Source organism: Arthrobacter paludis, assembly GCF_056782315.1.
On sequence record NZ_JBXAEW010000024.1, the window covers coordinates 1 to 23,485 of the forward strand.

At 74.0% G+C, this 23,485-nt stretch carries 15 protein-coding genes and 2 tRNA genes; 8 read left to right on the plus strand and 9 right to left on the minus strand.

The window, feature by feature from the left end; genetic code table 11:
- Positions 1 to 293 precede the first annotated feature (293 nt).
- Positions 294 to 1,535, plus strand: coding sequence for an IS110 family RNA-guided transposase (locus AC1Q5D_RS16535; protein ID WP_481737057.1), 1,242 nt, complete (start codon positions 294 to 296; stop codon positions 1,533 to 1,535).
- A 30-nt stretch (positions 1,536 to 1,565) separates the two neighbouring features.
- Positions 1,566 to 2,090 carry a SixA phosphatase family protein gene (locus tag AC1Q5D_RS16540; protein ID WP_481739554.1) on the plus strand — a complete coding sequence of 175 codons (525 nt, stop codon included), beginning with the start codon at positions 1,566 to 1,568 and terminating at the stop codon, positions 2,088 to 2,090.
- A gap of 120 nt (positions 2,091 to 2,210) precedes the next feature.
- Here the strand turns inward: AC1Q5D_RS16540 and AC1Q5D_RS16545 are convergent.
- A tRNA-Arg gene (locus tag AC1Q5D_RS16545) sits at positions 2,211 to 2,287 on the minus strand.
- Positions 2,288 to 2,583: 296 nt separating this feature from the next.
- Here AC1Q5D_RS16545 and AC1Q5D_RS16550 point away from each other — a divergent pair.
- Entirely contained in the window at positions 2,584 to 4,425 is a 1,842-nt protein-coding gene (locus tag AC1Q5D_RS16550; RefSeq protein ID WP_481739555.1) for a phosphoenolpyruvate carboxykinase (GTP), read from the plus strand.
- 79 nt (positions 4,426 to 4,504) lie between these two features.
- Here AC1Q5D_RS16550 and AC1Q5D_RS16555 read toward each other — a convergent pair whose 3' ends face one another.
- From AC1Q5D_RS16555 to AC1Q5D_RS16575, 5 genes are all read right to left on the minus strand, one after another.
- Positions 4,505 to 5,821, minus strand: coding sequence for a hemolysin family protein (locus AC1Q5D_RS16555; protein ID WP_481739556.1), 1,317 nt, complete (start codon positions 5,819 to 5,821; stop codon positions 4,505 to 4,507).
- Positions 5,822 to 5,975: 154 nt separating this feature from the next.
- Positions 5,976 to 7,157 carry a globin domain-containing protein gene (locus AC1Q5D_RS16560; protein WP_481739557.1) on the minus strand — a complete coding sequence of 394 codons (1,182 nt, stop codon included), beginning with the start codon at positions 7,155 to 7,157 and terminating at the stop codon, positions 5,976 to 5,978.
- Positions 7,158 to 7,270: 113 nt separating this feature from the next.
- Positions 7,271 to 7,762, minus strand: a complete 492-nt coding sequence (locus tag AC1Q5D_RS16565; protein ID WP_481739558.1) for an RrF2 family transcriptional regulator — start codon at positions 7,760 to 7,762, stop codon at positions 7,271 to 7,273.
- Between the two features lie 46 nt (positions 7,763 to 7,808).
- Entirely contained in the window at positions 7,809 to 8,279 is a 471-nt protein-coding gene (locus AC1Q5D_RS16570) for a hypothetical protein (RefSeq protein ID WP_481739559.1), read from the minus strand.
- The gene (locus AC1Q5D_RS16575) at positions 8,276 to 9,691 is read right to left on the minus strand and encodes a phosphomannomutase/phosphoglucomutase (protein ID WP_481739560.1); all 1,416 of its coding nucleotides are present in this window, start codon (positions 9,689 to 9,691) and stop codon (positions 8,276 to 8,278) included. The genes AC1Q5D_RS16570 and AC1Q5D_RS16575 overlap by 4 nt, the downstream gene beginning before the upstream one ends.
- A gap of 206 nt (positions 9,692 to 9,897) precedes the next feature.
- On the opposite strand from AC1Q5D_RS16575, the gene AC1Q5D_RS16580 reads away from it, so the two are divergent.
- The 4 genes from AC1Q5D_RS16580 to AC1Q5D_RS16595 all read left to right on the plus strand — a co-directional run bounded on the left by AC1Q5D_RS16580 (position 9,898) and on the right by AC1Q5D_RS16595 (position 16,283).
- A complete protein-coding gene (locus AC1Q5D_RS16580; RefSeq protein ID WP_481739561.1) occupies positions 9,898 to 12,030 on the plus strand; it encodes a RecQ family ATP-dependent DNA helicase in 2,133 nt (710 codons plus the stop codon).
- Between the two features lie 187 nt (positions 12,031 to 12,217).
- Entirely contained in the window at positions 12,218 to 13,348 is a 1,131-nt protein-coding gene (locus tag AC1Q5D_RS16585; RefSeq protein WP_481739562.1) for a DUF1611 domain-containing protein, read from the plus strand.
- Complete coding sequence (locus tag AC1Q5D_RS16590; RefSeq protein WP_481739563.1) at positions 13,345 to 15,048, plus strand: ABC transporter domain-containing protein; 1,704 nt, start codon at positions 13,345 to 13,347, stop codon at positions 15,046 to 15,048. The genes AC1Q5D_RS16585 and AC1Q5D_RS16590 overlap by 4 nt, the downstream gene beginning before the upstream one ends.
- Positions 15,049 to 15,050: 2 nt before the next feature.
- Positions 15,051 to 16,283, plus strand: coding sequence for a hypothetical protein (locus AC1Q5D_RS16595; RefSeq protein WP_481739564.1), 1,233 nt, complete (start codon positions 15,051 to 15,053; stop codon positions 16,281 to 16,283).
- Positions 16,284 to 16,339: 56 nt separating this feature from the next.
- On the opposite strand, the gene AC1Q5D_RS16600 is transcribed toward AC1Q5D_RS16595, so the two are convergent.
- Both AC1Q5D_RS16600 and AC1Q5D_RS16605 read right to left on the minus strand, forming a co-directional pair.
- Positions 16,340 to 16,428, minus strand: a tRNA-Ser gene (locus AC1Q5D_RS16600).
- Positions 16,429 to 16,501: 73 nt separating this feature from the next.
- Positions 16,502 to 18,679, minus strand: a complete 2,178-nt coding sequence (locus AC1Q5D_RS16605) for a prolyl oligopeptidase family serine peptidase (RefSeq protein ID WP_481739565.1) — start codon at positions 18,677 to 18,679, stop codon at positions 16,502 to 16,504.
- A gap of 63 nt (positions 18,680 to 18,742) precedes the next feature.
- Here AC1Q5D_RS16605 and AC1Q5D_RS16610 point away from each other — a divergent pair, with 63 nt between their 5' ends.
- The gene (locus AC1Q5D_RS16610; RefSeq protein ID WP_481739566.1) at positions 18,743 to 20,779 is read left to right on the plus strand and encodes an FAD/NAD(P)-binding protein; all 2,037 of its coding nucleotides are present in this window, start codon (positions 18,743 to 18,745) and stop codon (positions 20,777 to 20,779) included.
- Here AC1Q5D_RS16610 and AC1Q5D_RS16615 read toward each other — a convergent pair.
- On the minus strand, positions 20,776 to 23,337 hold the full coding sequence (locus tag AC1Q5D_RS16615; protein WP_481739567.1) for an ExeM/NucH family extracellular endonuclease: 2,562 nt from the start codon (positions 23,335 to 23,337) through the stop codon (positions 20,776 to 20,778). The genes AC1Q5D_RS16610 and AC1Q5D_RS16615 overlap by 4 nt on opposite strands.
- Positions 23,338 to 23,485 lie beyond the last annotated feature (148 nt).

Consider the following 23,485-nt stretch of genomic DNA (forward strand, 5'->3'; position numbering starts at 1 on the left):
GGGCTAGCGAGCCAGCGCCGCTGCGCGCCGTGGCGGTCGAAAGTTCCGGTTCGGCTCGCCCGTGGCGTATCGCCGGGGCCGGTTTGGGACCGATGATGGTGGTGTCTGCCGCGGTGACGCCGGTCCGTCCTTGGTGCATCGGTTTGGCCCGTGGGCTAGCGTGGCGCGGAGGGCCCCCACGGGCACCGTGGATTGTTGCCTCGAGCACGAGTACTAGATTCCTGAATCCCAACAGCCCTCTCCACGGCAGGCGCACAACCGAAGACCACTGCTGTCAGGGGAGGTTCGCCATCATGGATTTGATCCACGAGAGGTCCGCGGGGATCGACATCTCCAAGCGCGACGCGAAGGTCGCCATCCGCGCCCCGGGCAAACGGCCCGGGACCTTCACCACCACAGTCACCACCTGGGGAGCGACCACGAACGAGATCCTGGCCCTGCGCGAGATGCTGCTGGCCGAGCGGGTCACGACGGTGGTGATGGAGGCGACCAGCGACTACTGGAAGCCCTTCTACTACCTCTTCGAGGACGTGCTGCCGGTGATGCTGGTCAACGCCAAGGCCGCCCGGAACATCCCGGGCCGCAAAACGGATGTCTCCGACGCCGCATGGCTGGCCCAGCTCGGCGCGCACGGGCTGCTGCGCGCCTGCTTCGTCCCGCCCGAGCCGGTCCGGCAGCTGCGGGACCTGACCCGGGCACGGACGCTGGCGACCCAGGACCGCACCCGGGAGATCCACAGGCTGGAGAAGTTCCTCGAGTCCACCGGAATCAAGCTCTCCTCGACCGCCTCGGAGCTGACCGGGGTCTCGGCCCGCGCGATGCTCGAGGCGCTCGTCGCCGGCGAACGCGACCCGCAGGTCCTGGCGGACCTGGCCCGGGGCACCCTTCGCCGGCGGCTCCCCGAACTCGTCGAGGCCCTCACCGGCCGCTTCACGGACCACCACGCGTTCATCTGCCGGATGCACCTGGAGCGGATCGATTCGATGACGGAATGGATCGACCAGCTCACCGCCCGCATCGAGGAGGCGATGTCCCCCTTTCGCGCCGCGAGGGACTTCCTCGCCACCATCCCCGGGGTCTCCACCACCGTCGCCGACACCGTCGTCGCGGAAACCGGGGCCGACATGAGCCGCTTCCAGACCCCGGGCCGGCTCTGCTCCTGGGCCGGGCTCGTCCCAGGCCACAACGAATCCGCCGGACGGGTCAAGTCCAGCAAGACCCGGCCCGGGAACCGCTACCTCAAGGGCGCCCTCGGCACCGCCGCGCTCTCGATCGCCCGACACCCCAAAAACACCTACCTCGGCGCCCGCTACAAGCGGATCGCCGCCCGCCGCGGCCGGACCAAGGCCCTCGTCGCGACCGAGCACGCCATCCTCGAGGCCGCCTGGCACATGCTCGCCCAAGGCGAGTGCTACCAAGACCCCGGATCGGACTCCCTCACCAGGATGGATCCCGCCAGGGCCAAGAACAACGCGATCAGGCACCTGAAGGCCCTCGGCTACAACGTCACCCTCAGCCCCACCGTCGCAGCATGACCCACCTACTTTCGTACTAGGCTGGGGCGCATGGCAGAGCACCACCTGAAGCGCCTGATCCTGCTGCGCCACGCGAAGTCCGACTACCCGTTCGGTGTCCAGGACCGCGACCGGCCGCTGGCCGCCCGCGGGGACCGCGAGGCGCCCCTGGCGGGCCGGTGGCTGCGCGAGCACTCGCTGGTGCCGGACTACATCGTCTGTTCGGACGCGCTGCGGGCCCGCTCCACCTGCGCCTGGGTGGGCAGCGAGCTGGGGGAGCTCGGCCCGACCCCGTACCTCGACGCCCGCGTCTACGGCGCCGACGCGCCGCGCCTGATCTCCATCGTCAACGAGACCCCGGAGACCGTCCGCACCCTGCTCGTCGTGGGACACCTGCCGACCGTCCAGGACGTGGCCATGCGGCTGGCCTCCGTGGACTCCGACGAGGACGCGGTCATGGACATGGCGCACAAGTATCCGACGCTCGGGCTGACCGTGCTGGAGTTCGCGAAGCCCTGGGCCGAGCTCGACGGCCGGGACGCCCGCCTCACGCACTTCGCGGTGCCCCGGCCGTAGCGGCGCCGGCGCCGGGCCGCACGGGTTCCGGGCGACGGGGCGGGGGCCGCCCACTCCCGGGCCGGCCGGTGCCCGGGCAACGCGAAAGGCCCCGGTCCGTGGACCGGGGCCTTTCGCAGGTGGTGCGCCCAAAGGGATTCGAACCCCTGACCTTCTGTTCCGTAGACAGACGCTCTATCCAGCTGAGCTATGGGCGCTTGTTGCCTCTGTTCGATTCCCTCGATCAGCGGCCTCGAATAACTATACAGACGTTGCCGGGTCGCGCAAAATCGAGGTGAACGCCCAGGGGTGGCGTCCCCTGTTTGTCGTCTCATGAACTAGACCGGTCTACGTGACCTTCGTCACATTGGGGTCACGCGGACCCGCGGGATTCCGGGGTTTTTCCTCTGCGCCGCCCACTTTAGGCGATCGATTTGAGAACTGCGTCACGGGGCGCGTCCGCCAGCCGCCATAGCATTTTGGGACCAGTATCAGCCCAATGGAGGGAACCGATATGAGCGAGAGCTCCGACCAGCAGGTCCTTGCCGCAGAGCGGACCGCTCCGACGACGCACGCGAAACTCGCCGCGTGGGTCGCGGAAGTTGCCGAGATGACCCAGCCCGAGCGCGTCTATTGGGTCGACGGCAGCCAGGAGGAGTACGACCGCCTGACCTCCGAGCTGGTCGAGGCCGGCACCCTGGTGCGCCTCAACGACGAGAAGTTCCCGAACTCCTTCGCCGCCTTCTCCGACCCGGCCGACGTGGCCCGCGTCGAGGAGCAGACGTTCATCTGCTCCAAGGAGCGCCGCGACGCGGGCTTCACCAACAACTGGATGGACCCCGCCGAGATGAAGGCCAAGCTCACGGGCCTCTTCACCGGCTCCATGCGGGGCCGCACCATGTACGTCATCCCGTTCGTCATGGGTCCGCTCGACGCGGAGGACCCGAAGTTCGGCGTGGAGATCACCGACTCCGAGTACGTGGTGGCCTCCATGCGCATCATGGCGCGCATCGGCGACGACGTCCTGCGCAAGATCGAGGAGACCGACGCGTTCTTCGTGCCGGCCCTGCACTCCGTGGGCGCCCCGCTCGAGCCGGGCCAGCAGGACGTGGCGTGGCCGTGCAACGAGGACAAGTGGATCGTGCACTTCCCCGAGGAGCGCTCCATCTGGTCGTTCGGCTCCGGGTACGGCGGCAACGCGCTGCTGGGCAAGAAGTGCTTCGCGCTGCGCATCGCCTCCGTCATGGCCCGGGACGAGGGCTGGCTCGCCGAGCACATGCTCATCCTGAAGCTCACCAGCCCCGAGGGCCGGGCCTACAACATCGCGGCGGCCTTCCCGTCCGCGTGCGGCAAGACCAACCTGGCCCTGCTGGACCCGACCATCGAGGGCTGGAAGGCCGAGACGCTCGGGGACGACATCAACTGGATGCGCTTCGGCAAGGAGGGCGAGCTGCGCGCCGTGAACCCCGAGTACGGGCTGTTCGGCGTCGCCCCGGGCACCGGGTGGGGCACCAACCCCAACGCGATGCGCGCCATCTCGAAGGGCAACTCCATCTTCACCAACGTCGCCCTGACCGATGACGGCGGCGTCTGGTGGGAGGGCATGACCGAGGACGTCCCCGCGCACCTGACCGACTGGCAGGGCAACGAGTGGACCCCGGAGTCCGGCCGCCCGGCCGCGCACCCGAACTCCCGCTTCTGCACGCCGATCAGCCAGATCGACATGTTGGCCGAGGAGTACTACAGCCCGGACGGCGTCGAGGTCCACGCGATCCTCTTCGGCGGCCGCCGCAAGACCACGATCCCGCTGGTCACCGAGGCCCGCTCCTGGACGCACGGCATCTTCCTCGGCTCCACGCTGTCCTCGGAGACGACCGCGGCCGCCGCGGGCGCCGTCGGCCGCGTCCGCCGCGACCCGATGGCCATGCTGCCGTTCATGGGCTACGACGCCGGCGACTACCTCAACCACTGGGACTCCATCGAGGCGAAGGCCAACCCGGCCCGCCTGCCGCGGATCTTCCTGGTGAACTGGTTCCGCCGCACGCCCGAGGGCGGCTTCGCGTGGCCCGGCTTCGGCGACAACTCGCGCGTCCTCAAGTGGGCCATCGAGCGCATCGAGGGCAAGGCCGACGCGGTCGAGACCGCGGTGGGCCAGGTGCCCACCGGCGACTCGATCGACCTCACCGGCCTGGAGGACTTCACCCCGGACGACGTCGAGACCGCCGTGCGCGTGGACCGCGACGAGTGGCTCGAGGAGGTCCAGGGCATCGAGGAATGGTACGCGAACTTCGGCGAGTCCCTCCCGGCCTCGCTGCGCGCCGAGCTGGACGGGCTCAAGCAGCGCCTGGGCGCCTAGCGCCACCACGGCCGCAGCCGCCGGGGGACGCACCGCATCGGGTGCGTCCCCCGGTGCCGTTAACCGGCGCCCGAAGCGCTCACCGGCGTTCCTGCGTCTCCTCCGGCCCGGCCGTCGCAACCACCCGGACGCGGGCGACGCGCTGCCCGGCCATGGCCAGGACCTCGATGCGGTGGCCCGGGCCCTCCACGGTGTCGCCCACGGCGGGAATCCGGCCCAGGGCGGCCATCACGTATCCGCCCACCGTCTCGTAGCTGCCGTCGTCCGGGATCTCGACCCCGGCCACCTCCGGCAGCTCCTGGACGATCAGGGACCCGTCGACCTGGACGGCGCCGCGTCCGCGGTCGCCCGGGGGAGGGGGTTCCACCACGCGGTCGTACTCGTCGTAGATCTCGCCGACGACCTCCTCCAGGAGGTCCTCCAGGGCCACGAGGCCGTCCGTGCCGCCGTACTCGTCCACGACGATGCCCACCTGCTGTCCCTCCTCCCGCATCTGGTGCAGGGCCGCGAGCACCTTGACGCTGCCGGGCAGGAGCATGATCGGGCGGGCGAGCGCCCGCAGCGTTGCGGCGCCGCCGTCGTCCCCCGCCGCGGCCGAGAGCAGGTCGCGCAGGTGAACGAAGCCGACGACGTCGTCCTGGTCCTCCCCGTACACGGGGTAGCGGCTGTGGCTCCCGTCCCGAACGAGCCGGAGCGCCTCCCGGACGGCCAGGTCGGCGGCGAGGAAATCCACCTGCGTGCGGGGGCGCATCACCTCGACGACGGTCCGGTCCGACGCGTCGAAGACGTCCTGCAGGATCCGCCGGTCCGGCTCGGCGATCCCGCCGCTCTGCGCGACGAGGGCCCGCACCTCCTCGACGGACACCGCGGCCGTGCGCGCCGAGGGATCCCCGCCGAGCAACCGGACCGCGGCGTCGGTCGACACCGACAGGAGCCAGATGAACGGCGTCATGAGCCGGGCGAAGAAGCCCAGGGGCGGGCCGGTGGCGCGGGCGAACCCGACCGCGAACTGCATGGCCAGCCGCTTCGGCGCCAGCTCGCCGAGGACGAGGGACAGGTAGGCGATGAGCAGCGTCATCGCCACGAGCGCCACCGTGCCGGAGGCGGGCACGCCCCAGCGCGCGAGCGCCGGGGCGAGGGCCGGTGCGATCGTCGAGGCGCCGTAGGCCGACGAGAAGAAGCCGGCGACGGTGACGCCGATCTGCACCGCGGACAGGAAGCGGTTCGGGTTCCGCGCCAGCTCGGCGGTGCGCCGGCCCCGGTCGCCGGAGTCCGCGAGGCGCTGCAGCTGTCCCTCCCGCAGGTTCACAATCGCCATCTCGGTGCCGGCGAAGACGCCGCCCACGAGGACGAACAGCAGGACCAGGGCGACGTTCAGGAGGAGGTCGGTGTCCATGGCACGACGCTAGGCGATCCGCCCGCACATGTCCCGCGCTGGCCCGCGTCATGGCCACCGTGGACGGAAGGACGACGGCGGGCTCCCCGGCCCCGCCGTCGTCCGTTTCCCCCATTCCCCACCGCCCGCCGGACCCGGCGGGCGGGCATGGCCGCTAGGCGGCGAGCCAGAGATCGGGTCCGAAGACCTCGTAGTGGATGTCGGTCGCGGGGATGCCCGCGGCGATGGCCTGCGACCGCACCGCCCGCATGAACGGCAGCGGCCCGCAGAGGTAGACCTTGGCGTCGGCCGGAAGCTCGACGCCGGACAGGTCCATGAAGCCCGGCCGGGCGGCCAGGTCCGGGGCGGCGCCCGTCGGGTCCTCGAGCCAGAGGTTCAGCTCCGCGTTCGGGAGCGCGGCGACGGACTCGCGCATCTGCTCCTTCAGGGCCCAGTTCGCCTCGTTCTGTTCGGCGTGCAGGACCAGGACCCTGCGGCCGGAGGCCTCGGCGGCCAGCGACTGGAGCACGGAGGCGCTGGGGGTGCAGCCGATGCCCGCCGTGGCCAGCACGATGGGGGCGTCGGAGTCGTCCAGGGTGATGTCGCCGTACGGGTTGGACAGCTCCACGGTGTCGCCGACGTTGACGTTCCGGTGCAGGTGCGGGGAGACCTCGCCGCCCTCGTCCAGCTTCGTCGTGAACACGCGCTCCGTGGTGGACGCGACGTTGTCGCTCAGCGAATACTGCCGGCACTGGCGCAGGCCGTCCTCCAGCCGGACGCGAATGGAGACGTACTGGCCCGGCGTGGCCGCGGTCGCCGGGGTGTCGTCGGCCGGCTCGAGGCGGAACGTGATGGACCCGGCCCCCGCGGCCTCCTTGGCGGTTACCCGCCAGGGGGTCCACGCCTTGTCGTTGGCCTGCCGGGCGTAGAGGCCCTTCTCGATCTTGACCAGGGCGTCGGCCATCAGCCAGTAGACCTCGGACCAGGCCGCGGCGACCTCGGCGGTCACCGCGTCGCCGAGGACCTCCGCGATCGCGGCGAAGAGGTGTTCGTAGACGATCGGGTACTGCTCCTCGACGATGCCCAGCGAGGTGTGCTTGTGCGCGATGCGGGACAGGACCGCCTCCGGCAGCGTGTCGGGGTGCTGGAGAAGGTGCGTCGCGAACGCCGCGATCGACCCCGCCAGGGCCTGCTGCTGCGTGCCGTTGCGCTGGTTGGCGCGGCTGAAGATGCCGTCCAGCAGTTCCGGCCGGGCCGCAAACATCCGGGCGTAGAAGCGCTTCGTGATCTCGCCGAGGTGCTCGCCGACGACGGGCAGGGTCGCTTCGATGACGGGGCGTGCGGTGTCCGAGAGCATGGGCTGTGCCTCCTTGCGTATTACTCGCATCTGGGGTGCAAGATTTATGCCTCATTTCTACACTACGTAGAAGGGTGGCGCAAGACGCGTCGGGGAGCGGCGGCGGGGAGGCGCTACGGGGCGGCCGTGGTGGGCGCGGGGAGGCGCTGCGGGGCGGCCGCGGTGGGCGCGGGGAACGCCGGGAACGGCAGTGTGGTGGACCCCGGGGAGGACGTCAGTTCCCGGATGGTCAGGCCGTCGAGTTCGGAGTAGAAGGCCTCGCGGGCGCGGCGCAGGGAGGTGCGCAGGCGGCAACCGCCGATGAGCGGGCAGGCGTTCCCGTCGGCCCCGGTGCAATCGACGACGTCCTCGTTCACGTCGAGCGCGCGCAGCAGGCCGCCGACCGTCAGGGCCAGTCCGGCGGGGGTGATGCGCGCCCCGCCGTTGCGGCCCCGGGTGACGTCGAGGGCGCCCCGGCGGCGCAGTTCCAGGATGGCCTTGCTGACGTGGTTGTAGGGCACGCCGATGGACTCCGCGACCTCACGGCCCGTCAGCTGCTCGTCGGGACGCGAGCCCAGCAGCATGAGGCTGCGGAGGCAGACGTCTCCGAATGCGTTGAGCTTCACGGGACCATTGTCGCAAATGCCGGCGGCAGGTGCGCCGGGGGAGTCGTCAGACCCACACCTGCAGTTCGCCGGCCTCGACGGTCGGCTCGTCGAAGACCCATTCGCCGCCGTCCGCGGCGGGGGGCGTGTAGGCCTGGACGACGGCGACCGCGCCGCCGTCGCGGTGCTCGGCGGTCGCGTGGACCGCGTCGCGGGACTCCTCGACGAGCGTCACGTCGGCGACCAGCGCGACGGCGCTGAAGCCGTCCCGGTGCTGGCCCAGCAGCTCCAGCAGGTCGGACATCGTCGCGTCCGCGTCGATGTCCGCCTCGGGATCCTCCGGGGTCTCCGGCGGCTGGACGGCCAGCAGGCGCAGCTCGCCGCCCTCCTCCCCGCCGGGCTCGAGGCCGATGCCGAACGGCAGGAACACCCCCTGCGCCTCGAGTTGCTCGCGGGCGACGCCCAGGGCGGTGCCCAGGACACGGTTCAGTTCGGCGTGGGCCTGCTCGCCCAGCTCGGTGATGCGGTTCTCGCTCATGCGGTGCTCCTGACGATGCCGAGGACGTGGTCGCGGATCCGTTCCATGGTGGCACGATCCGCCGCCTCGCCGTTGTAGCGCAGGAACGGCTCCGTGTTGGAGGGGCGGAGGTTGAACCACCAGGAGCCGTCGGCCGCGGCCACGGTCGTCCCGTCCAGTGTCGTGATGCTGTGCAGGTCGGGGTCGTAGTGCTCCAGCACGGCGGCGACGGCGGCGGACTTGTCCGCGACCTCGGAGTTGATCTCGCCGCTGGCCACGTAGGGCTCGTACTCGTCGGCCAGCTCGGACAGCGGCCGGTCCTGGCCGCCGAGTGCCGCGAGCACGTGCATGGCGGCCAGCATGCCGGTGTCCGCGTTGAAGAAGTCGCGGAAGTAGTAGTGGGCGGAGTGCTCCCCGCCGAACACGGCGCCCTCGCTGGCCATGACGGCCTTGATGAACGAGTGGCCGACCCGGGTCTGCACGGCGCGGCCGCCGTCGCGCTCGACCAGCTCGGGGACCGCCCGGGAGGTGATCAGGTTGTGGATGACCACGGGGCGGTCCTCGCCGCCGGCGCGGGCCCTGGCGATCTCGCGGCGGGCCACGAGGGCGGTCACCGCGGAGGGGGAGACGGGCCGGCCGTGCTCGTCGACGACGAAGCAGCGGTCGGCGTCGCCGTCGAATGCGAGCCCGAGGTCGGCCTCGTTGGCCAGGACGGCGGCCTGCAGGTCGCGCAGGTTCTCCGGCTCCAGCGGGTTGGCCGGGTGGTTCGGGAACGTCCCGTCCAGCTCGAAGTACAGCGGCACGATCTCCAGCGGCAGGCCCGGCAGCAGGGAATCGCCGAGGACGGCCGGCGTGGTCATCCCGGCCATGCCGTTGCCGGCGTCGACGACGACGCGCAGCGGGCGGATTCCGGAGAGGTCCACGAGCGAGCGCAGGTAGGCCGCGTAGTCCTCGAGCACGTCGACCGAGTCGATGTCGCCGCCGGCGGGCCCGGCCGGGATGCCCCCGCCCAGGTAGCGCTGGGCGGTGTCCCGGATCTCGTACAGGCCGGTGTCGGAGGAGACGGGCACGGCCCCGGCGCGCGCCATCTTCATCCCGTTGTAGGCGGCGGGGTTGTGGCTGGCCGTGAAGACGACCCCCGCGGCGTTGAAGTGGCCGGAGGCGAAGTACATCTCGTCGGTGGAGACGAGGCCGAGCATGCGCACGTTGCCCCCGCGCGCGGCCGCGCCGCGGGCGAACGCGTCGGCGAACTCCGGGGAGGACGGACGCATGTCGCCCCCCACCAGGACCGTCTTGCCGGCCAGGCCCAGGACGTCCACGAAGGCCGCGCCCACCGCCTCGACGGATCCCGCGGTGATGGTCTCGCCCACGATGCCGCGCACATCGTAGGCCTTGAAGGACAGGGACAGGTCGATCTCACTGCTCACCCGCAAGAGCCTATCGCGGACGACGGGCCGCGCGGGCGGGGACGGCGCGGGGAAGGGGCCGGGATCCTGTGGTCCTGCCCACCTCGGGAGACGGGGGAACGGCGTGCCGGGCCTTCCGCGCGCCGGTCCACAGGGGCGCAGCCGGCGCGGAAGCTGTCCACAGCCGGGCCCGGCCGGGCCGGCCCGTCGGGGCCGGCTGCGATACTGGGCGCATGACTGGGACGACGACGGTTCAGCTGCGCGACGACGCGACGCAGGTCCTGCGGAGGCTCGTGGGCCGGGAGGACGCCGACTTCCACGAGGGCCAGTTCGAGGCGATCGAGGCGCTGGTCGCCGGCGGGCGCCGGGCCCTCGTGGTGCAGCGCACCGGGTGGGGCAAGTCCGCGGTCTACTTCGTGGCGTCGCTGTTGCTGCGCGCCCGGGGCGCGGGGCCGACGCTGATCGTCAGCCCGCTGCTGGCCCTGATGCGGGACCAGGTGGCCGCCGCGGCACGGGCCGGGGTGCGCGCGGAATCCATCAACTCCGCCAACGCGGTCGAATGGGACCGTGTCGCGGCCAGGCTGGAGGCCAACGAGGTCGACGTGCTGCTCGTGTCCCCCGAGCGCCTGAACAACCCGGCCTTCCGCGAGCGCCAGCTGCCGGAGCTGGTGCGGCGCATGGGCCTGCTCGTGATCGACGAGGCCCACTGCATCTCCGACTGGGGCCACGACTTCCGCCCCGACTACCGCCGCATCCGCGACCTGATCTCCACGCTGCCCGGCGGCGTTCCCGTGCTGGCGACGACGGCGACCGCCAACGAGCGCGTCGTGCACGACGTCGAGGAGCAGCTGGCCGTCGGCGGGGCCGACGTGTTCACCCTCCGCGGGCCGCTGGCGCGCCGGTCGCTGCGGCTGGGCGTGCTGCGCCTGCCCAGCCCCCGTTCCCAACTGGCCTGGCTGCTGACCAACCTCGGGTCCCTGCCCGGCAGCGGGATCATCTACACGCTGACCGTCTCCGGGGCGGAGGACATCGCCCGGATGCTGCGCGAGGCGGGGCACGAGGTCCGGGCCTACACCGGCCGGACCGACGCCGAGGAGCGGGCCGAGCTCGAGCAGGCCCTGAAGGACAACCGCGTCAAGGCGCTCATCGCGACGAGCGCCCTCGGGATGGGCTTCGACAAGCCCGACCTCGGCTTCGTCGTGCACGTGGGGGCGCCGAGCTCGCCCGTGGCGTACTACCAGCAGGTGGGGCGTGCCGGCCGCGGCACCGACAACGCGGACGTGTTGCTGCTGCCGGGCGCGGAGGACCGGGAGGTCTGGCGGTACTTCGCGACCGCATCCATGCCGGACGAACGCAGCGCCCACGCCGTGCTGGGCGAGCTGGAGGCCGCCGGGGGCGCGCTGTCCGCCCCCGCGCTGGAGGCCCGCGTGAACCTGCGGCGCACCCCGCTCGAGCTCCTGTTGAAGGTCCTCGCCGTCGACGGCGCCGTCGAGCGGGTCCAAGGGGGTTGGGCGCGCACGGGCGCGCCGTGGGCCTACGACGCGGAACGCTACGGGCGGGTGGCCGCCGCCCGCGTCGCCGAGCAGAACGCGATGCTGGACTACGAGAACACCACGGGCTGCCGGATGGAGTTCCTGTCCCGGCAACTGGACGACCCTGCCGCGGCCCCGTGCGGGCGGTGCGACAACTGTGCCGGGCCCTGGTACCCCCACGACATCGACGCCTCCGCCAAGGACAGCGCCCAGGCGGCGCTCGGGCGGGTGGGCGTGGCCCTCGAGCCCCGCGCCATGTGGCCCGGAGGGATGGACCGGCTGGGCGTCCCGCTCAAGGGCAAGATCCCGCCGGCCGAGCAGGCGCGGCCGGGCCGGGCCCTCGCGCGCCTGACGGACCTGGGCTGGGGCGGCCGCCTGCGGACCCTGTTCGCGGAGTCCGGGGGAGCCCCCGTGGACCAGCCCGCGGACGAGGCGATGGTGCGCGCGTGCGTCCAGGTCCTCGCCCAGTGGGACTGGGAACGGCGGCCGGCGGCCGTCGTCGGGATGCCCTCGCGCTCCCGCCCACAGCTGGTGGGCTCCCTGGCCCGGGAGCTGGCCCGCATCGGACGGCTGCCGTACCTGGGGGACCTCGCCTACGCCCACGGGGGGCCGCGCGGGGACTCGGGCGGCAACAGCGCGTTCCGGCTGGCGGCCGTGTGGGACCAGTTCGCCGTCCCGGGGGACCTCGCAGAGCAGCTGGCCGCGGCCGCGGGACCGGTGCTGCTCGTCGACGACTACGCGGACAGCCGGTGGACCGTGACGGAGGCCACCCGGGTGCTGCGGCAGTCCGGCGCGGAGGCCGTCCTTCCCTTCGTCCTCGCGCTTCAGGCCTAGCCCCGGGGCCCCGGCCGGCGGCCGGCCGGGGGCGAGATGAGAAGACGCTCATCGAGTACTCATCTTGTACTCATGGTGGCGCTCTTATCTGGTGCATGAGGCCGGAAACGTCCGGCCCGCCAGAGCGATATGGACTTCGGCGGCCGGCCGTTCCCCGGGCGCAGAGGACCGAGGACAGGAGCACCCCATGACCGCCACCGTAGAACTGACCCCCGCACTCCACGCCGGCACCGCCACCAGCCCCCTCGACCCCCAGCGCCTGCTGCAGGTCCGCAAGGCCTACACGACCCGCTTCGCCGCCGGCGCCATCGAGGCCGACCCGTCCGGGTTCAGCCTCCTGACCGGCTCCGGCGTGGTGCCGCGCGCCGGCGACCTCGTCCTGGCCCGCGTCACCGAGATCGGCAAGCACACCCGGCTGGAGAGCCCGGTCTCCCGGCGCCAGCTGCTCTTCCCGGGCCAGGAGATCCTGGTCGCGTACGGGCACCGGTACGCCCCGGACCAGTTCCTCGCGCACGTGCCCGGGTCGCTCGAGCCGTGCCACCTGGTGGCGGGCGGCGGCGTGGCCGGCGTCGTCACCGAGATGCACGCCTCGATCGACCTGCCGACCGGGATCGAGCCGGTCGGCCTGCTCGCCGGCGCCGACGGGGCCCTGAACCTGTCCGACTTCGCGCCCCTGTCCGCCGCCACCGGGGACGTCGCCCCGGAGCGGGGCACGGACACGCCCCGCCCGCCGGTCATCGCCGTCCTCGGTTCGTCGATGAACTCCGGGAAGTCCACCGTCCTCGGCTGCCTCGTCAACGGGCTGACGAACGCGGGCCTGAAGGTCGCCGCCGGGAAGGCAACCGGCACGGGTGCCGGGAACGACACGAACCTCTTCCGCGACGCCGGCGCGGTCCGGGTCATCGACTTCACGGACTTCGGCCACGCCACGACGTTCCGGCTGGACTACGCGACGGTGCGCTCGATGCTCGCCACGCTCGTCGACGAGCTCTCCGCGGGCGGCCCCGACGCCGTCGTCGTCGAAATCGCCGACGGCCTCTTCCAGGGCGAGACGCGCCGGCTGCTCAACGACCCCGTTTTCCACGCCGCCGTCGACCACGTGCTGTTCGCCTCCCAGGACGCCCTCGGCGCGACCGCGGGGCTGCACATCCTGGAGGACGCCGGCCTGACCGTCGCGGCCGTCTCCGGCCTCCTCACGAGCTCGCCACTGGCCGCGGCCGAGGCCCGGGGCGAGCTGGACGCCGCCCTGATCGACACGTTCGAGCTGCGCAGCCCCGACACGGCGCTCGCCCTGCTGCCGCAGCACGCCGGGCGGTGAGCGCCGTGGCGGGCCCGGGGACGGCCTCCGGGGGGCGGCCCGACGGGCTCGCCCCGGCCCTGCCGCGTCTCGCGGTCGGCCGGCGGAGGCGCGACCTGGCCCTGCTCGTCGGGCTCGCCCTGGCCCACTCGGCGCTCGCCGTCGCCGTCGGGCTCCTCGTGGGTGGGCTCCTCGCCGGCGCCGGCGTGGGCCCCGGAACGGGCGTGCCCGTGGCCGCGGCGCTCGCCCTGCTGGCGGGCTGCGTCGCCGGCATCGCCGGGGCGCGCTACGCCGAACGCGTCGTGGCCGAGCGGCTCGGCCAGGACTACGTCCAGCAATTGCGCCTCGGGCTGATCGAGCACGCGATGACGGCGGGCCGGACGCCGAACCTGGGCATCACCATCGCCCGTTCGACGAACGACCTGAGCAGCATCCGCAACTGGGTCTCGCAGGGCATCGCCCCGCTGACGGCGGCGGTGCCCATGGTGGGCGGATGCGTTGCCGCCCTGGCGGTGCTCGCCCCCGCCCTCGGCATCGCCGTCGGGGTCCCGCTGGCCGTGCTGGGCGGAGGGCTGGCGCTGCTGTCCGGGCCCGCCTACGCCCGCGCACGGGAGCTGCGGCGCCAGCGCGGTGCCCTCGCGGCCAGGGTGGCCGACACGACCAGGGCCGCGCTCGGCATCGACATCGCCGGGGGCACGGAGCGTGAACTCAAGTCGATCCGGCGGGCCGGCGACAAGGTCGTGGCCGCGGCCGTCCACAGGGCACGCACCGCGGGCGCCCTTCGTGCCCTGTCGATGGCCGCTCCGGTCGCCGCCTCCGGCGGCGTCGCGGCCGTCGCCGCCGCGGGCTGGGCCGACACCGCCCAGTCCGCCACCGCGCTGACCATCGTCGGCATCATGAGCGGGCCAGTCGCCGAGTTGGGGCGGGTCGTCGAATACCGCCAGAACCAGCGGGCCGCCCGGAGGATCGTCGCGCCGTTGCTGGCCGAAGCGGAGCGGGCACGCTCCACGCGCCCCGCCGGGCCGCGCCCGGACGCCGCTCCGTCGGCGGGCGGACGGGTCATCGCGTCGCGGATCGCCCCGGGAGGCCTTTCCGTGCGCGACCTGGCGGCGGTGCCGGGCGACCGCATCGCGGTCACGGGGCCCGCGTCCCGGGTCGCGGAGGTCTTCGCGATGCTTGCCGCGCCCCACCGGCACGGGACCGTCCTGCTGGTCGACGGGCACGACCTGGCGGCGTGCGGCCCGAAGACGCGGCGGGCCGCCGTCGGCCACGCGGGACGCGGGGCCGTCTTCGAACGCGGGACCATCGCCCGCGCCGCCCGCTACCGGCGCCCCGACCTGGAGCCGAAGACGGCCAGCGCGGCCCTGGAGCGCGTGGGCCTTGGCGCCCGGCTGAAGCGGCTCGAGCGCGGCGAGCGGACCGTGCTGCGTCGCGGAGGCGAGCCGCTCACCGGCCCCGAGGCGGCCCGGCTGGCGCTCGCGAGGGCCACGCTGGGTGAGCCGCCGCTGCTGCTCATCGAGAACCTGGACGCCGACCTGGACGCCGACGGGCTCCGGATGTTGGCGAACGTCCTGGCCGCATACCCCGGAGTGGTCGTCGCCGCCGCCGCGGATCCGTCCCGACTGGGCGGCCCGTGGCGGCCCTGGGACGTCGGCCTGACGCCGGGCCGCCCGGTTGCGCAACCGGACGCGCCCCGGCCGCCCGCACCCCTAGACTCGTGAGCATGGAGATCTTCCTCTGGGTCCTCGTTCCGTTGCTGCTGGTCGGCCTCGGATGGTGGTGGCTGTCCCGGTGGCGGCGCCGGGCCTCCGAGCAAATGCAGTCGGCGGTCTCCGCGGAGACGGCGCGGCAGGCCGCCGCGGTCCTCGACGAGCAATCCCACCGGATGGTCTACCGGCAGCTGGGCATGGGCAACGTGATGGGCGCGGTGCAGGCCTACCGCGCGGCGACGGGTGCCGGGGTCCGCCAGTGCATCGTCGCCGTGCGCAGCCTCGAGCGCTACCCGCAGGAGTTCCGGGATGGCCCCGCACCCCGGGGCGCCGACGGTCCCGCGGCGGACGCGGCGCCGGGTAGCGGTTCCCGGGGGACCACGGCGCCGGAGAGCGGCGCCCGGACGGACGGCGCCCGGGACGCCGCCGGCACAGCGCCCGACGACGCCCCCGGCACGGCGTCCGACGGGGCCCCCGGCACAAAGCCCGACGACGCCGCCGGCAGAACGCCCGACGCCGCCGGCCCGCATAGGCCCCGGGGGGCCGATGGGGAGGCCGCCCCGGCCCGGGGGCAGTCGCCCGGCACCGCGGCCGGGCGGAAGCCCTCGCGGGGCCCGGAGGCTCCGCACGGAGGCGCCGGCCCGGACAACGACCAGGAGGATGCCGACGACCGGGACGACGCCGAGGATGTGGACGCCGCGTCTCGGGACTCCGGCGACGGCCTGCCCGCCGGCGAGGCCGTGGGAGCGGGCGAGGAGCTCGTCGTGCCCGACTCGTGGACGGAGCGCTTCGGCAGCGACTCCGGGCGAACGACGTCGACGTTCAAGATCAGCGCCGAGAAGGACGGCGAGCTGCGCGAGTACAGCTCTGACGACCTGCCGCCGGCGGAGCGGGACCAGTTCCAGTCGCTGATCCGCGACCACGAGTTCGCTGGCGCCGCCGACCTGCTGGCCCACTACTCGGGCCTGGACCCGGAGCCGATCCGCCAGCTCCTCGAATCGGCCCCCGTCGAGGGCCCGACCAGCACCCAGACGAGCCGCGTCTCCGACTTCCGGTTCGAGGGTGAGGGCCCGGAGGGGCGGATCAGCTTCAGCGCCGCGGACCTGCCCGAGCCCGACCGGCAGCGGTTCCTCGACGACGTCAGCGCAGGCCGCCTCAACGAGGCCGCGGGGATCGTCCACCGCCACACCGGGTTGCCGGAGGACACCATCGTGCAGCTGCTCGAGGCCTTCGGCGAGGGCTCCTAGCGGCGGGCCCACCCCGGACACCGAAAAGACCCCCTCGCAGGCGAGGGGGTCTTTCGCGGAGACGGGGGGATTTGAACCCCCGGTCCACCTTTCGGCGGACCCTTCATTAGCAGTGAAGTCCATTCGGCCGCTCTGGCACGTCTCCAGCGCCGGACGAATCCGACTCGACCAGACTACCGAAAACGCCGCCGCCATTCCAAAACCGGGCGCCGCGCCACCTAGCCACCGACCCGAGACCACAGGAACGCGTAGCCCGCGGCCAGCATGGCGGCGGCCTGCGCGTTGTCGGAGGCCCCGGCGTGTCCGCCGTCCAGCCACTCGAGGTACCAGCTGCGCCGGGTCGCACCGTCGGCCGGCGCGCCGGCCGCTGCCCCGCCGACCCCGGCCCCACTGGCCCCGGTCCCGGTGTCCGCTGTCCCGCCGTCGGCGGCCTCGAGGTCGGCGAGCCGGGCCGCCATCTTCCGCGCCTGCGCCGGGCCGACCCGGTCGTCGCTGGTGGCCGTCCAGATCAGGACCGGCGGGTACCGCACCCCGTCGGGGAGGGGCTCCTCGAGCCGGTGCAGGGGCGAGAAGCCGCGCAGGAACTCCCAGTCCGCGGGGTCGCCGGGATCGCCGTACTCGGCGACCCACGAGTGCCCGGCCGCCAACTCGGTGTAGCGGCGCATGTCCAGGAGCGGGACCCCGCAGGAGAGCGCCCCGAACAGCTCCGGGTAACCGGTGAGCATGTTCCCGATCAGGAGCCCGCCGTTGCTGCGCCCCGTGGCGGCCAGGCGCCCGGGCACCGTCACTCCCCGGGCGACCAGGTCGCGGGCCACGGCCGCGAAGTCCTCGTAGGCCCGGTGCCGGTCGGCGCGCAGGGCCGCCCGGTGCCAGGCCGGCCCGTACTCGCCGCCGCCGCGGATGTTCGCCACGACGTACACGCCGCTCCGCCCGGCGGGGGTGCGGCGCTCCAGCCAGCCCCGGCCGACCGTTCCCGAGTAGGCGGGCGTCAGCGACGTCTGGAAGCCGCCGTAGCCCGTCATCAGGACCGGGTTCGCGCCGTCGGCCACGAGGTCCGCCGGGCCGACCTGGAAGTAGGGGACGCGCGTCCCGTCGTCGCTGGTGGCGAAGTGCTGGCTGACCGCGAACTCGGCCGCGTCGAAGTGCGCCGGCGCCGACTTGAGGGCCACGGCCGAGGCGTCCCCGCCCGGCGGCGGCACGGTGCCCCGGGACAGGGTCGTCGGCGTCAGGAACCCCGTCGAGGTCAGCCAGAAGTCCTCGGCGCACTCCGGGTCCTCGTCGTCCACGGCGGAAACGGACAGGGTGTGCAGCGGCGCGCCGAGCTCCAGCGGGCGCACGGCCCACCCGTCGCCGGGGTCCGCGACCAGCACCTCCGAGGAGACGTCGCGCAGCACGTTGAGCAGCAGGTGCCCGCCCGTCGCGTCGTAGGACTCCAGGCTGGAGGCGGCGTCGGGCGCCCACACCACGCGCACGGAGCGGCGCCCGGCCAGGAAGTCGGCCGCGGGCGCCACCGCGAGCGCCCCGGCCGGGACCGAGATCCCGTCCTCGGACCAGTCCGTGCGCGGCACGAAGAGGACCCATTCGCGGTGGAACGCGACGGAGGCGTCCGTCGGGGCCTCGACCCGCACCCAGGCCCCGCCGTCGAGCACGTACCGGTGGGCGTGGTGGAAGTCGATGGCGTCGGTGGCGGTGGTCCGCTCGAACCCGGGCGTGGGGTCGTGGTGGACGGCCGCCAGCACGTGGGACGGGTCGACGGCGAAGACCTCCGGGGCGGAGGCGGGGTCCGTGCCGCGGGCGACGCGGCGCACGGTGCGGGCGTAGCCGGAGCGCGTCAGGGTCCCGGCCCCGAAGTCGGTGGCGACGTAGAGGGCGTCGGGCCCGTCCCACGACGCCCGCGTCTTCGCCGCCGGGAGCCGGAAGCCGCCGGGCACCCAGTCGCGCGTGGCGAGGTCGAACTCCCGGACCTCGACCGCGTCCCCGCCGTCGGGGGAGAGGCGGACCAGGGCCCGCCGGTAGGGTTCGCCGGCCGCCGGCCGCAGCAGCGTGGCCCCGGCGAACACCCAGTCGACGCCCTCGGCGGCCCCGAGCGCATCGACGTCCAGCAGCACCTCCCACTCGGGGGCCTTGCGCACGTACTGGTCCCACGTGGTGCGCCGCCAGAGTCCGCGCGGGTTCGCGGCGTCGCGCCAGAAGTTGTAGTAGTGCCGGCCGCGCTTGGTCACGGCCGGGATCCGGTCCGCGGAGTCCAGCACCTGGAGCAGGGAGGCCACGAGCCCGGGGTGGCCCGCGTCCGCGAGCAGGGCGCGCGTCTCCTCGTTGCGCCCGCGCACCCAGGCCAGTGCGCGCTCGCCGCGGGTGTCCTCGAGCCAGGCGTAGGGGTCGGTGGCGTCGTGCATGGGGCCAGCCTAGGGCCCGGGCGCGTCGTAGGCTGGGGAGGCCCCCGACGGAAGGACCCGCCCGTGCCCCAGAAGACGTTCCGCATCGCCATCGTCGGCGCCGGACCGCGCGGCACCTCCACCCTGGAGCGCCTCCTGGCCCAGCTGGAGGGGGACGGGCCCGAGGACGCGGAGGCGCCGGGCGCCCGCCTCGAGGTCGTCGTCGTGGACCCGTACGACCCCGGTCCCGGGCACGTGTGGTCGCCGCGGCAGTCGCGCCTGTACCTCATGAACACCCCCGCCTGCTTCCCGACGGTCGCGCCGCCGCGCGGGGACTCCGGCGCGGCCGGGCTGACGTTCGACGAGTGGCGCCGCTCCGGGGGCGACGGCGCCGCGCTCACCCCCGTCGAGTCCGCGGAGCTCGCGGCCCTCGGCCCGTCGGGCTACCCCACCCGGGCGCTGTACGGGCGCTACCTGGCGCACGTGTATGCGCTGGCGGCGGGACGGCTCGCGGCCCACCCCGCCATCGCCTCGCTGCGCCACGAGCGGGCCGAGGCGGTCGCGCTGCGCCGCGAGGGCACGCGCTACGTGCTCGAGCTGGCGGCCGCCGGGGCGGAGGACGACGGCGGCGCCGGGGTGGCGGTGCCTGCCGGCGCGGCGGGGGCGGCCGCGCCCGGCACGCTGGAGTGCGACGCCGTCGTCCTCGCCGTCGGACACGTCCCCGCGCACCCCAACCCGCGCCAGCAGGCGGCGGGCGAGCAGGCCTCCGCCGTCGGACTGCACTACCAGCCGCCGAACGTGCCCTGCGACGTCGACTGGACCCTCTTCGCCCCGGGCGCCCCCGTGCTGGTCCGCGGGCTCGGCCTGAACTTCTTCGACGCCATGGTGGAGCTGACGGTCGGCCGCGGCGGCGCGTTCACGGAGACCGGCAACGGCCCCGGCCGGGCCCTGGCCTACGGGGCGAGCGGCCGCGAACCGGTCCTGTTCGCGGCGTCGCGCCGCGGGACCCCGTACCGGGCCAAGGCCCGCCTGGACTCCACCGTCCCGCGCGGGGTGCGGCTGCGCCACCTGGACTTCGAGGCCGTCCACGACCTGGCGTCGCACGGGGCGCCGGGCGAGCCGCGCGGCAAGGTCGGCTTCACCGCGCACGTCTGGCCGCTGCTGCACCGGGACGTCCTGCGCACGTACTACGCGACGTGGGCGGAGGTGTCGCCGGAGCTGTTCGCGGGTGGGCCGGGGGAGTTCATGGCGCGGCTCGACGCCATCCTCGACGCCCCGCACGAGCCCGGTCAGGAGGTCTGGCGGACGCTGGTCCGCGCGCTCGTGGAGGAGGCGGCGCCAGCGGTCGGTTGGCTCGACGTTCCCGCCCTCGGCCACCCGTTCGAGGAGCGGGGCTTCGCCTCGCACGAGTCCTACCAGGCCGCGGTCCTCGAGTACCTGGAGGAGGACGCGGCGTCCAGCGCGCGCGGCGAGGCGGACCCGCTGAAGATGGCGGTCGCGGCCCTGAATGCGGGCCGCGCGGTGGTGAAGCGGATCGACGCCGAGGGCCTGCTGGACGAGACGAGCCGCAGCGAGGAGCTGCAGCGCTGGTTCGAGCCGCTCGTCGAGGGCCTCGCGTCGGGGCCGCCCGCGCGGCGCATCGAGGAGCTGGCCGCCCTGGCCCGGGCCGGCCTGGTGCACTTCATCGGCCCCGACCCGGTCTTTTCGCTGGACACGGACCGGGAGCGGTTCACCGCCGCGTCGCCGTGGGTCGACGCGCCGGCCTTCGAGGCCCGGCACATGCTCGAGGCGATGATGCCCGCCAACCGCGTCGCGCACACGGCCTCGCCGCTGCTGACGCAGCTGCAGGCGGACGGGCTGGCCCGGCCGCATCCCGTGCCCACGGAGGAGGGCGAGACCGTGCCCGGCTCGGGCTTCGACGTCCTCGGGCACCCCTACCGGCTCGTGGACGCGGCCGGGGTGCCCCACCGCGCCGTGTTCGTGCTCGGCCTGCAGCTGTCCTCCGTCCAGTGGGGCACGGCGATCGCCGCAGAGGCGGGGGCGGACTACGACGACGGCGCCCGCACCCTCGCGGATGCGGACGCCGTCGCGCTCGAGCTGCTGCGCCTCGCGGCCGGCTAGCGGACGCCGAGCTCCAGACCGACCACGACCGGATCGTGGTCGGAGGCCCGGTACGGGCCCGGGGCGTAGAGGTCGGCCGCGTTGTAGTTGTGGCGGCTGTACTCCAGGGCGATCGGCTCGTCGGCGTTGATGTCCCACACGTCGGCGCCCGTGGCCGCGGAGGCCGCGGCGGGGGAGGCCAGGATGTGGTCCAGGGAGCCGACGAGTCCCCCGAACAGGTACGTCTGCCCGCCGGTCTCCGCGCCCAGGTTCACGTAGCCCGCCTCGGCGAAGACGCGCATCGGGTCTTCGTGCGTGTAGGAGTTGAAGTCGCCGGCCAGCAGGACCTTGGCCGTGTTGCCGTACTCCTGCATCCGCCCGGCGAACGCGACGAGGGCCTCGGCCTGCGCCACGCGGGCGGCGTTCCAGGCGCCCTGCCCGTCCCGGGCGTCGGCGTTCGGCCCGGAGTCCGGGGCCGAGCCCTTGGACTTGAAGTGGTTGGCGATCGCCACGAACTTCGATTCGTTGGTCCCGCCCGCCGGCATGAACACCTGGGCCAGCGGCTGCCGGGCGTTGGAGAAGGCCGGGTCGTCGAGGATCACGGAGTCGTCGATCGGCCGGACGGCGCCTTGGCGGTAGATGAAGGCCGTGCGGATCACGTCCTCGCCCGCGGGGACCGCCTCTGGGCTGGGGACATAGGCCCACGCGTCGTGGGTCTGGCCGGAGGCGCCCTTCGCGGGGCCCTCCCCGGCGGAGGCCGCGTTGAGCGCGTCGACGAGCGCGGCGACGGCCGCGTCTCGGTCCTTGCCGAACGCGGCGGAGTTCTCGATCTCCTCCAGGGAGACGACGTCGGCGCCCAGGGAGTTGATGGCCGCGACGATCTTGGCCTCCTGGCGCTCGAGGTCCCCGGCGTCGGCGGCCCCGCGGGCGGCGCAGCCCCCGCGCACCGTGACGGGCTCGCCGTCGCGGTCCGTGTAGTAGCGGCAGCCCCCGAGCTGGTCGCCGGTCGTCGTGAAGTAGTTCAGCACGTTGAACGAGGCGACCCGGACGTCCCCGCCGACCTCCTCGGGCGCGGACGTGCGGGTGTCCGCGAACGCGGCCGGGGCGTCCCCGGGGTTGGCGCCCGTGACCTGGGTGCGCGGCTGGAAGCGCCACCCGCCGTACCGGTAGTCGAGGACCACCGGCGAGGTGAAGTCCGCCGACGCGCCGACGCGCACGGGGGCGTTCGCGGCGACGTAGGGCAGGGGCACGTCCTTGTTCCGGTCGGCGCCCATGAAGTCCAGGGACGCGCCGTCGTCCAGCAGCACGGCGCGGGCGGCGTTCTCGGCCCCGACGGCGCGGGCGCGCCCGGAGCCCGGGGCGGCGACGTCCGTCGGCTGGGGCAGGGCGTCCATCCCCTCGACGAGGACGCTGGTCCCGAACGCCAGGCCCAGCTCGCCGTACTGGTTCAGCGAGTAGTTGTCGGCGACGGTCCAGCGGCCGGCGGGCTGCCAGAGCATGCCCTCGAACGCCTCCCGGCCCGCGTCGTCGGCCGGCCACGGGGCGGAGACCGGCTTGACGTCCTCGGCCGGCTCGTCCAGCACGGTCAGGCCGCCGGCGCGGACGGAGACCTGGGTCATGCCGTGGTACTCGCCGGCCGTTCCGGTGACCTCGACGTGGTCGCCGACGCGCACGCCGCCGACCGTCGCGGGCGAGTACACGAAGATCCCGTGGGACGCGGCACCCGCCGCAGCCCCGCCCGTGCCCGGCGTCTGCAGGTAGTAGCCGTCGAACCCGCCCTCGGGGTAGGCCGCCGTCACGATGCCGCGCGTGGTCACCGTCCGTCCGGCCACCGGGGTCGCGTCGCCGGGGCCCTGGATCCCGGCGATCGGCAGGGTGGCGGCGCCGTCGTCGTCCGTCTCCCCGCCGCCGGCCGGCGGCTGCGCGCCGACCGCGTTGGCGGCACCCGGGGTGACCGTGGTGGAGAGGGCGAAGTCGGCCGAGTTGTCGTCGGTGTCGGCGCCGGTGCGGTGGACCGAGCGCGGGTCCGAGGTCGCGTCCGGCGCCGGGGCGGCGGCCGTCTCGAACGTGTTGGACGTGCCGTAGCCGAGCAGGTCCACGACGTCCGGGTGTCCCGTGACGGAGCCGGTGGGCAGGTCGGGCAGGGCGCCGCCGGTGCGCGCGAGGACGATGGTGCCGCGGGTCCCGCTGGGGTTGTAGCCGCTCTCGAGGTCGGCCTCCGGCAGGGGCGCGCCGGTGTCCCCGTTGCTGCCCCCGGCGACCAGGAAGTGGCCGCCGGGCTCGACGCTTCCCGCGAGCGCGACGACCGTGGTGGGGGCGTCGCTCCCGGAGGCGGAGCGGTACTGCAGCGACCACCCCGAGAGGTCGACGGCGGCGCCCGTGGGGTTGTGCAGTTCGATGAACTTGCGGTCGTAGACGGCGTTGGCGCTCCCGCCGGCGAGGTAGGCCTCGTTGATGACGACGGCGGGGCCGTCCGGGGCGGCGGCCGCGGGCAGGGCCGGCGCCCCGAGGCCGACGGCCAGGGCGGCCACGAGGCCGAGGGCGGTGCCCCGGCAGGAGCCGGTGCGGGTGCTGTGCATGGTGGGTCTCCTTGGCTGGCGGGAACGGGCCCGCGCCTGGCCACGGCGCGCGTGCCAGGGGGCCCTCGGGAATCCCAGCAGCACCCGCTGAACGTCCGGCGTCGCCCGGGTGGCCGGACGGTGGCGCCGGGATGTGCGGCCCCGGACG

Coding starts and splice junctions, on each gene's coding strand:
- AC1Q5D_RS16615 (WP_481739567.1), bottom strand. CDS start 23,337: ATGCACAGCACCCGCACCGGCTCCTGCCGGGGCACCGCCCTCGGCCTC.
- AC1Q5D_RS16555 (WP_481739556.1), bottom strand. CDS start 5,821: ATGGACACCGACCTCCTCCTGAACGTCGCCCTGGTCCTGCTGTTCGTC.
- AC1Q5D_RS16535 (WP_481737057.1), top strand. CDS start 294: ATGGATTTGATCCACGAGAGGTCCGCGGGGATCGACATCTCCAAGCGC.
- AC1Q5D_RS16560 (WP_481739557.1), bottom strand. CDS start 7,157: ATGCTCTCGGACACCGCACGCCCCGTCATCGAAGCGACCCTGCCCGTC.
- AC1Q5D_RS16540 (WP_481739554.1), top strand. CDS start 1,566: ATGGCAGAGCACCACCTGAAGCGCCTGATCCTGCTGCGCCACGCGAAG.
- AC1Q5D_RS16595 (WP_481739564.1), top strand. CDS start 15,051: ATGGAGATCTTCCTCTGGGTCCTCGTTCCGTTGCTGCTGGTCGGCCTC.
- AC1Q5D_RS16550 (WP_481739555.1), top strand. CDS start 2,584: ATGAGCGAGAGCTCCGACCAGCAGGTCCTTGCCGCAGAGCGGACCGCT.
- AC1Q5D_RS16570 (WP_481739559.1), bottom strand. CDS start 8,279: ATGAGCGAGAACCGCATCACCGAGCTGGGCGAGCAGGCCCACGCCGAA.
- AC1Q5D_RS16580 (WP_481739561.1), top strand. CDS start 9,898: ATGACTGGGACGACGACGGTTCAGCTGCGCGACGACGCGACGCAGGTC.
- AC1Q5D_RS16585 (WP_481739562.1), top strand. CDS start 12,218: ATGACCGCCACCGTAGAACTGACCCCCGCACTCCACGCCGGCACCGCC.
- AC1Q5D_RS16605 (WP_481739565.1), bottom strand. CDS start 18,679: ATGCACGACGCCACCGACCCCTACGCCTGGCTCGAGGACACCCGCGGC.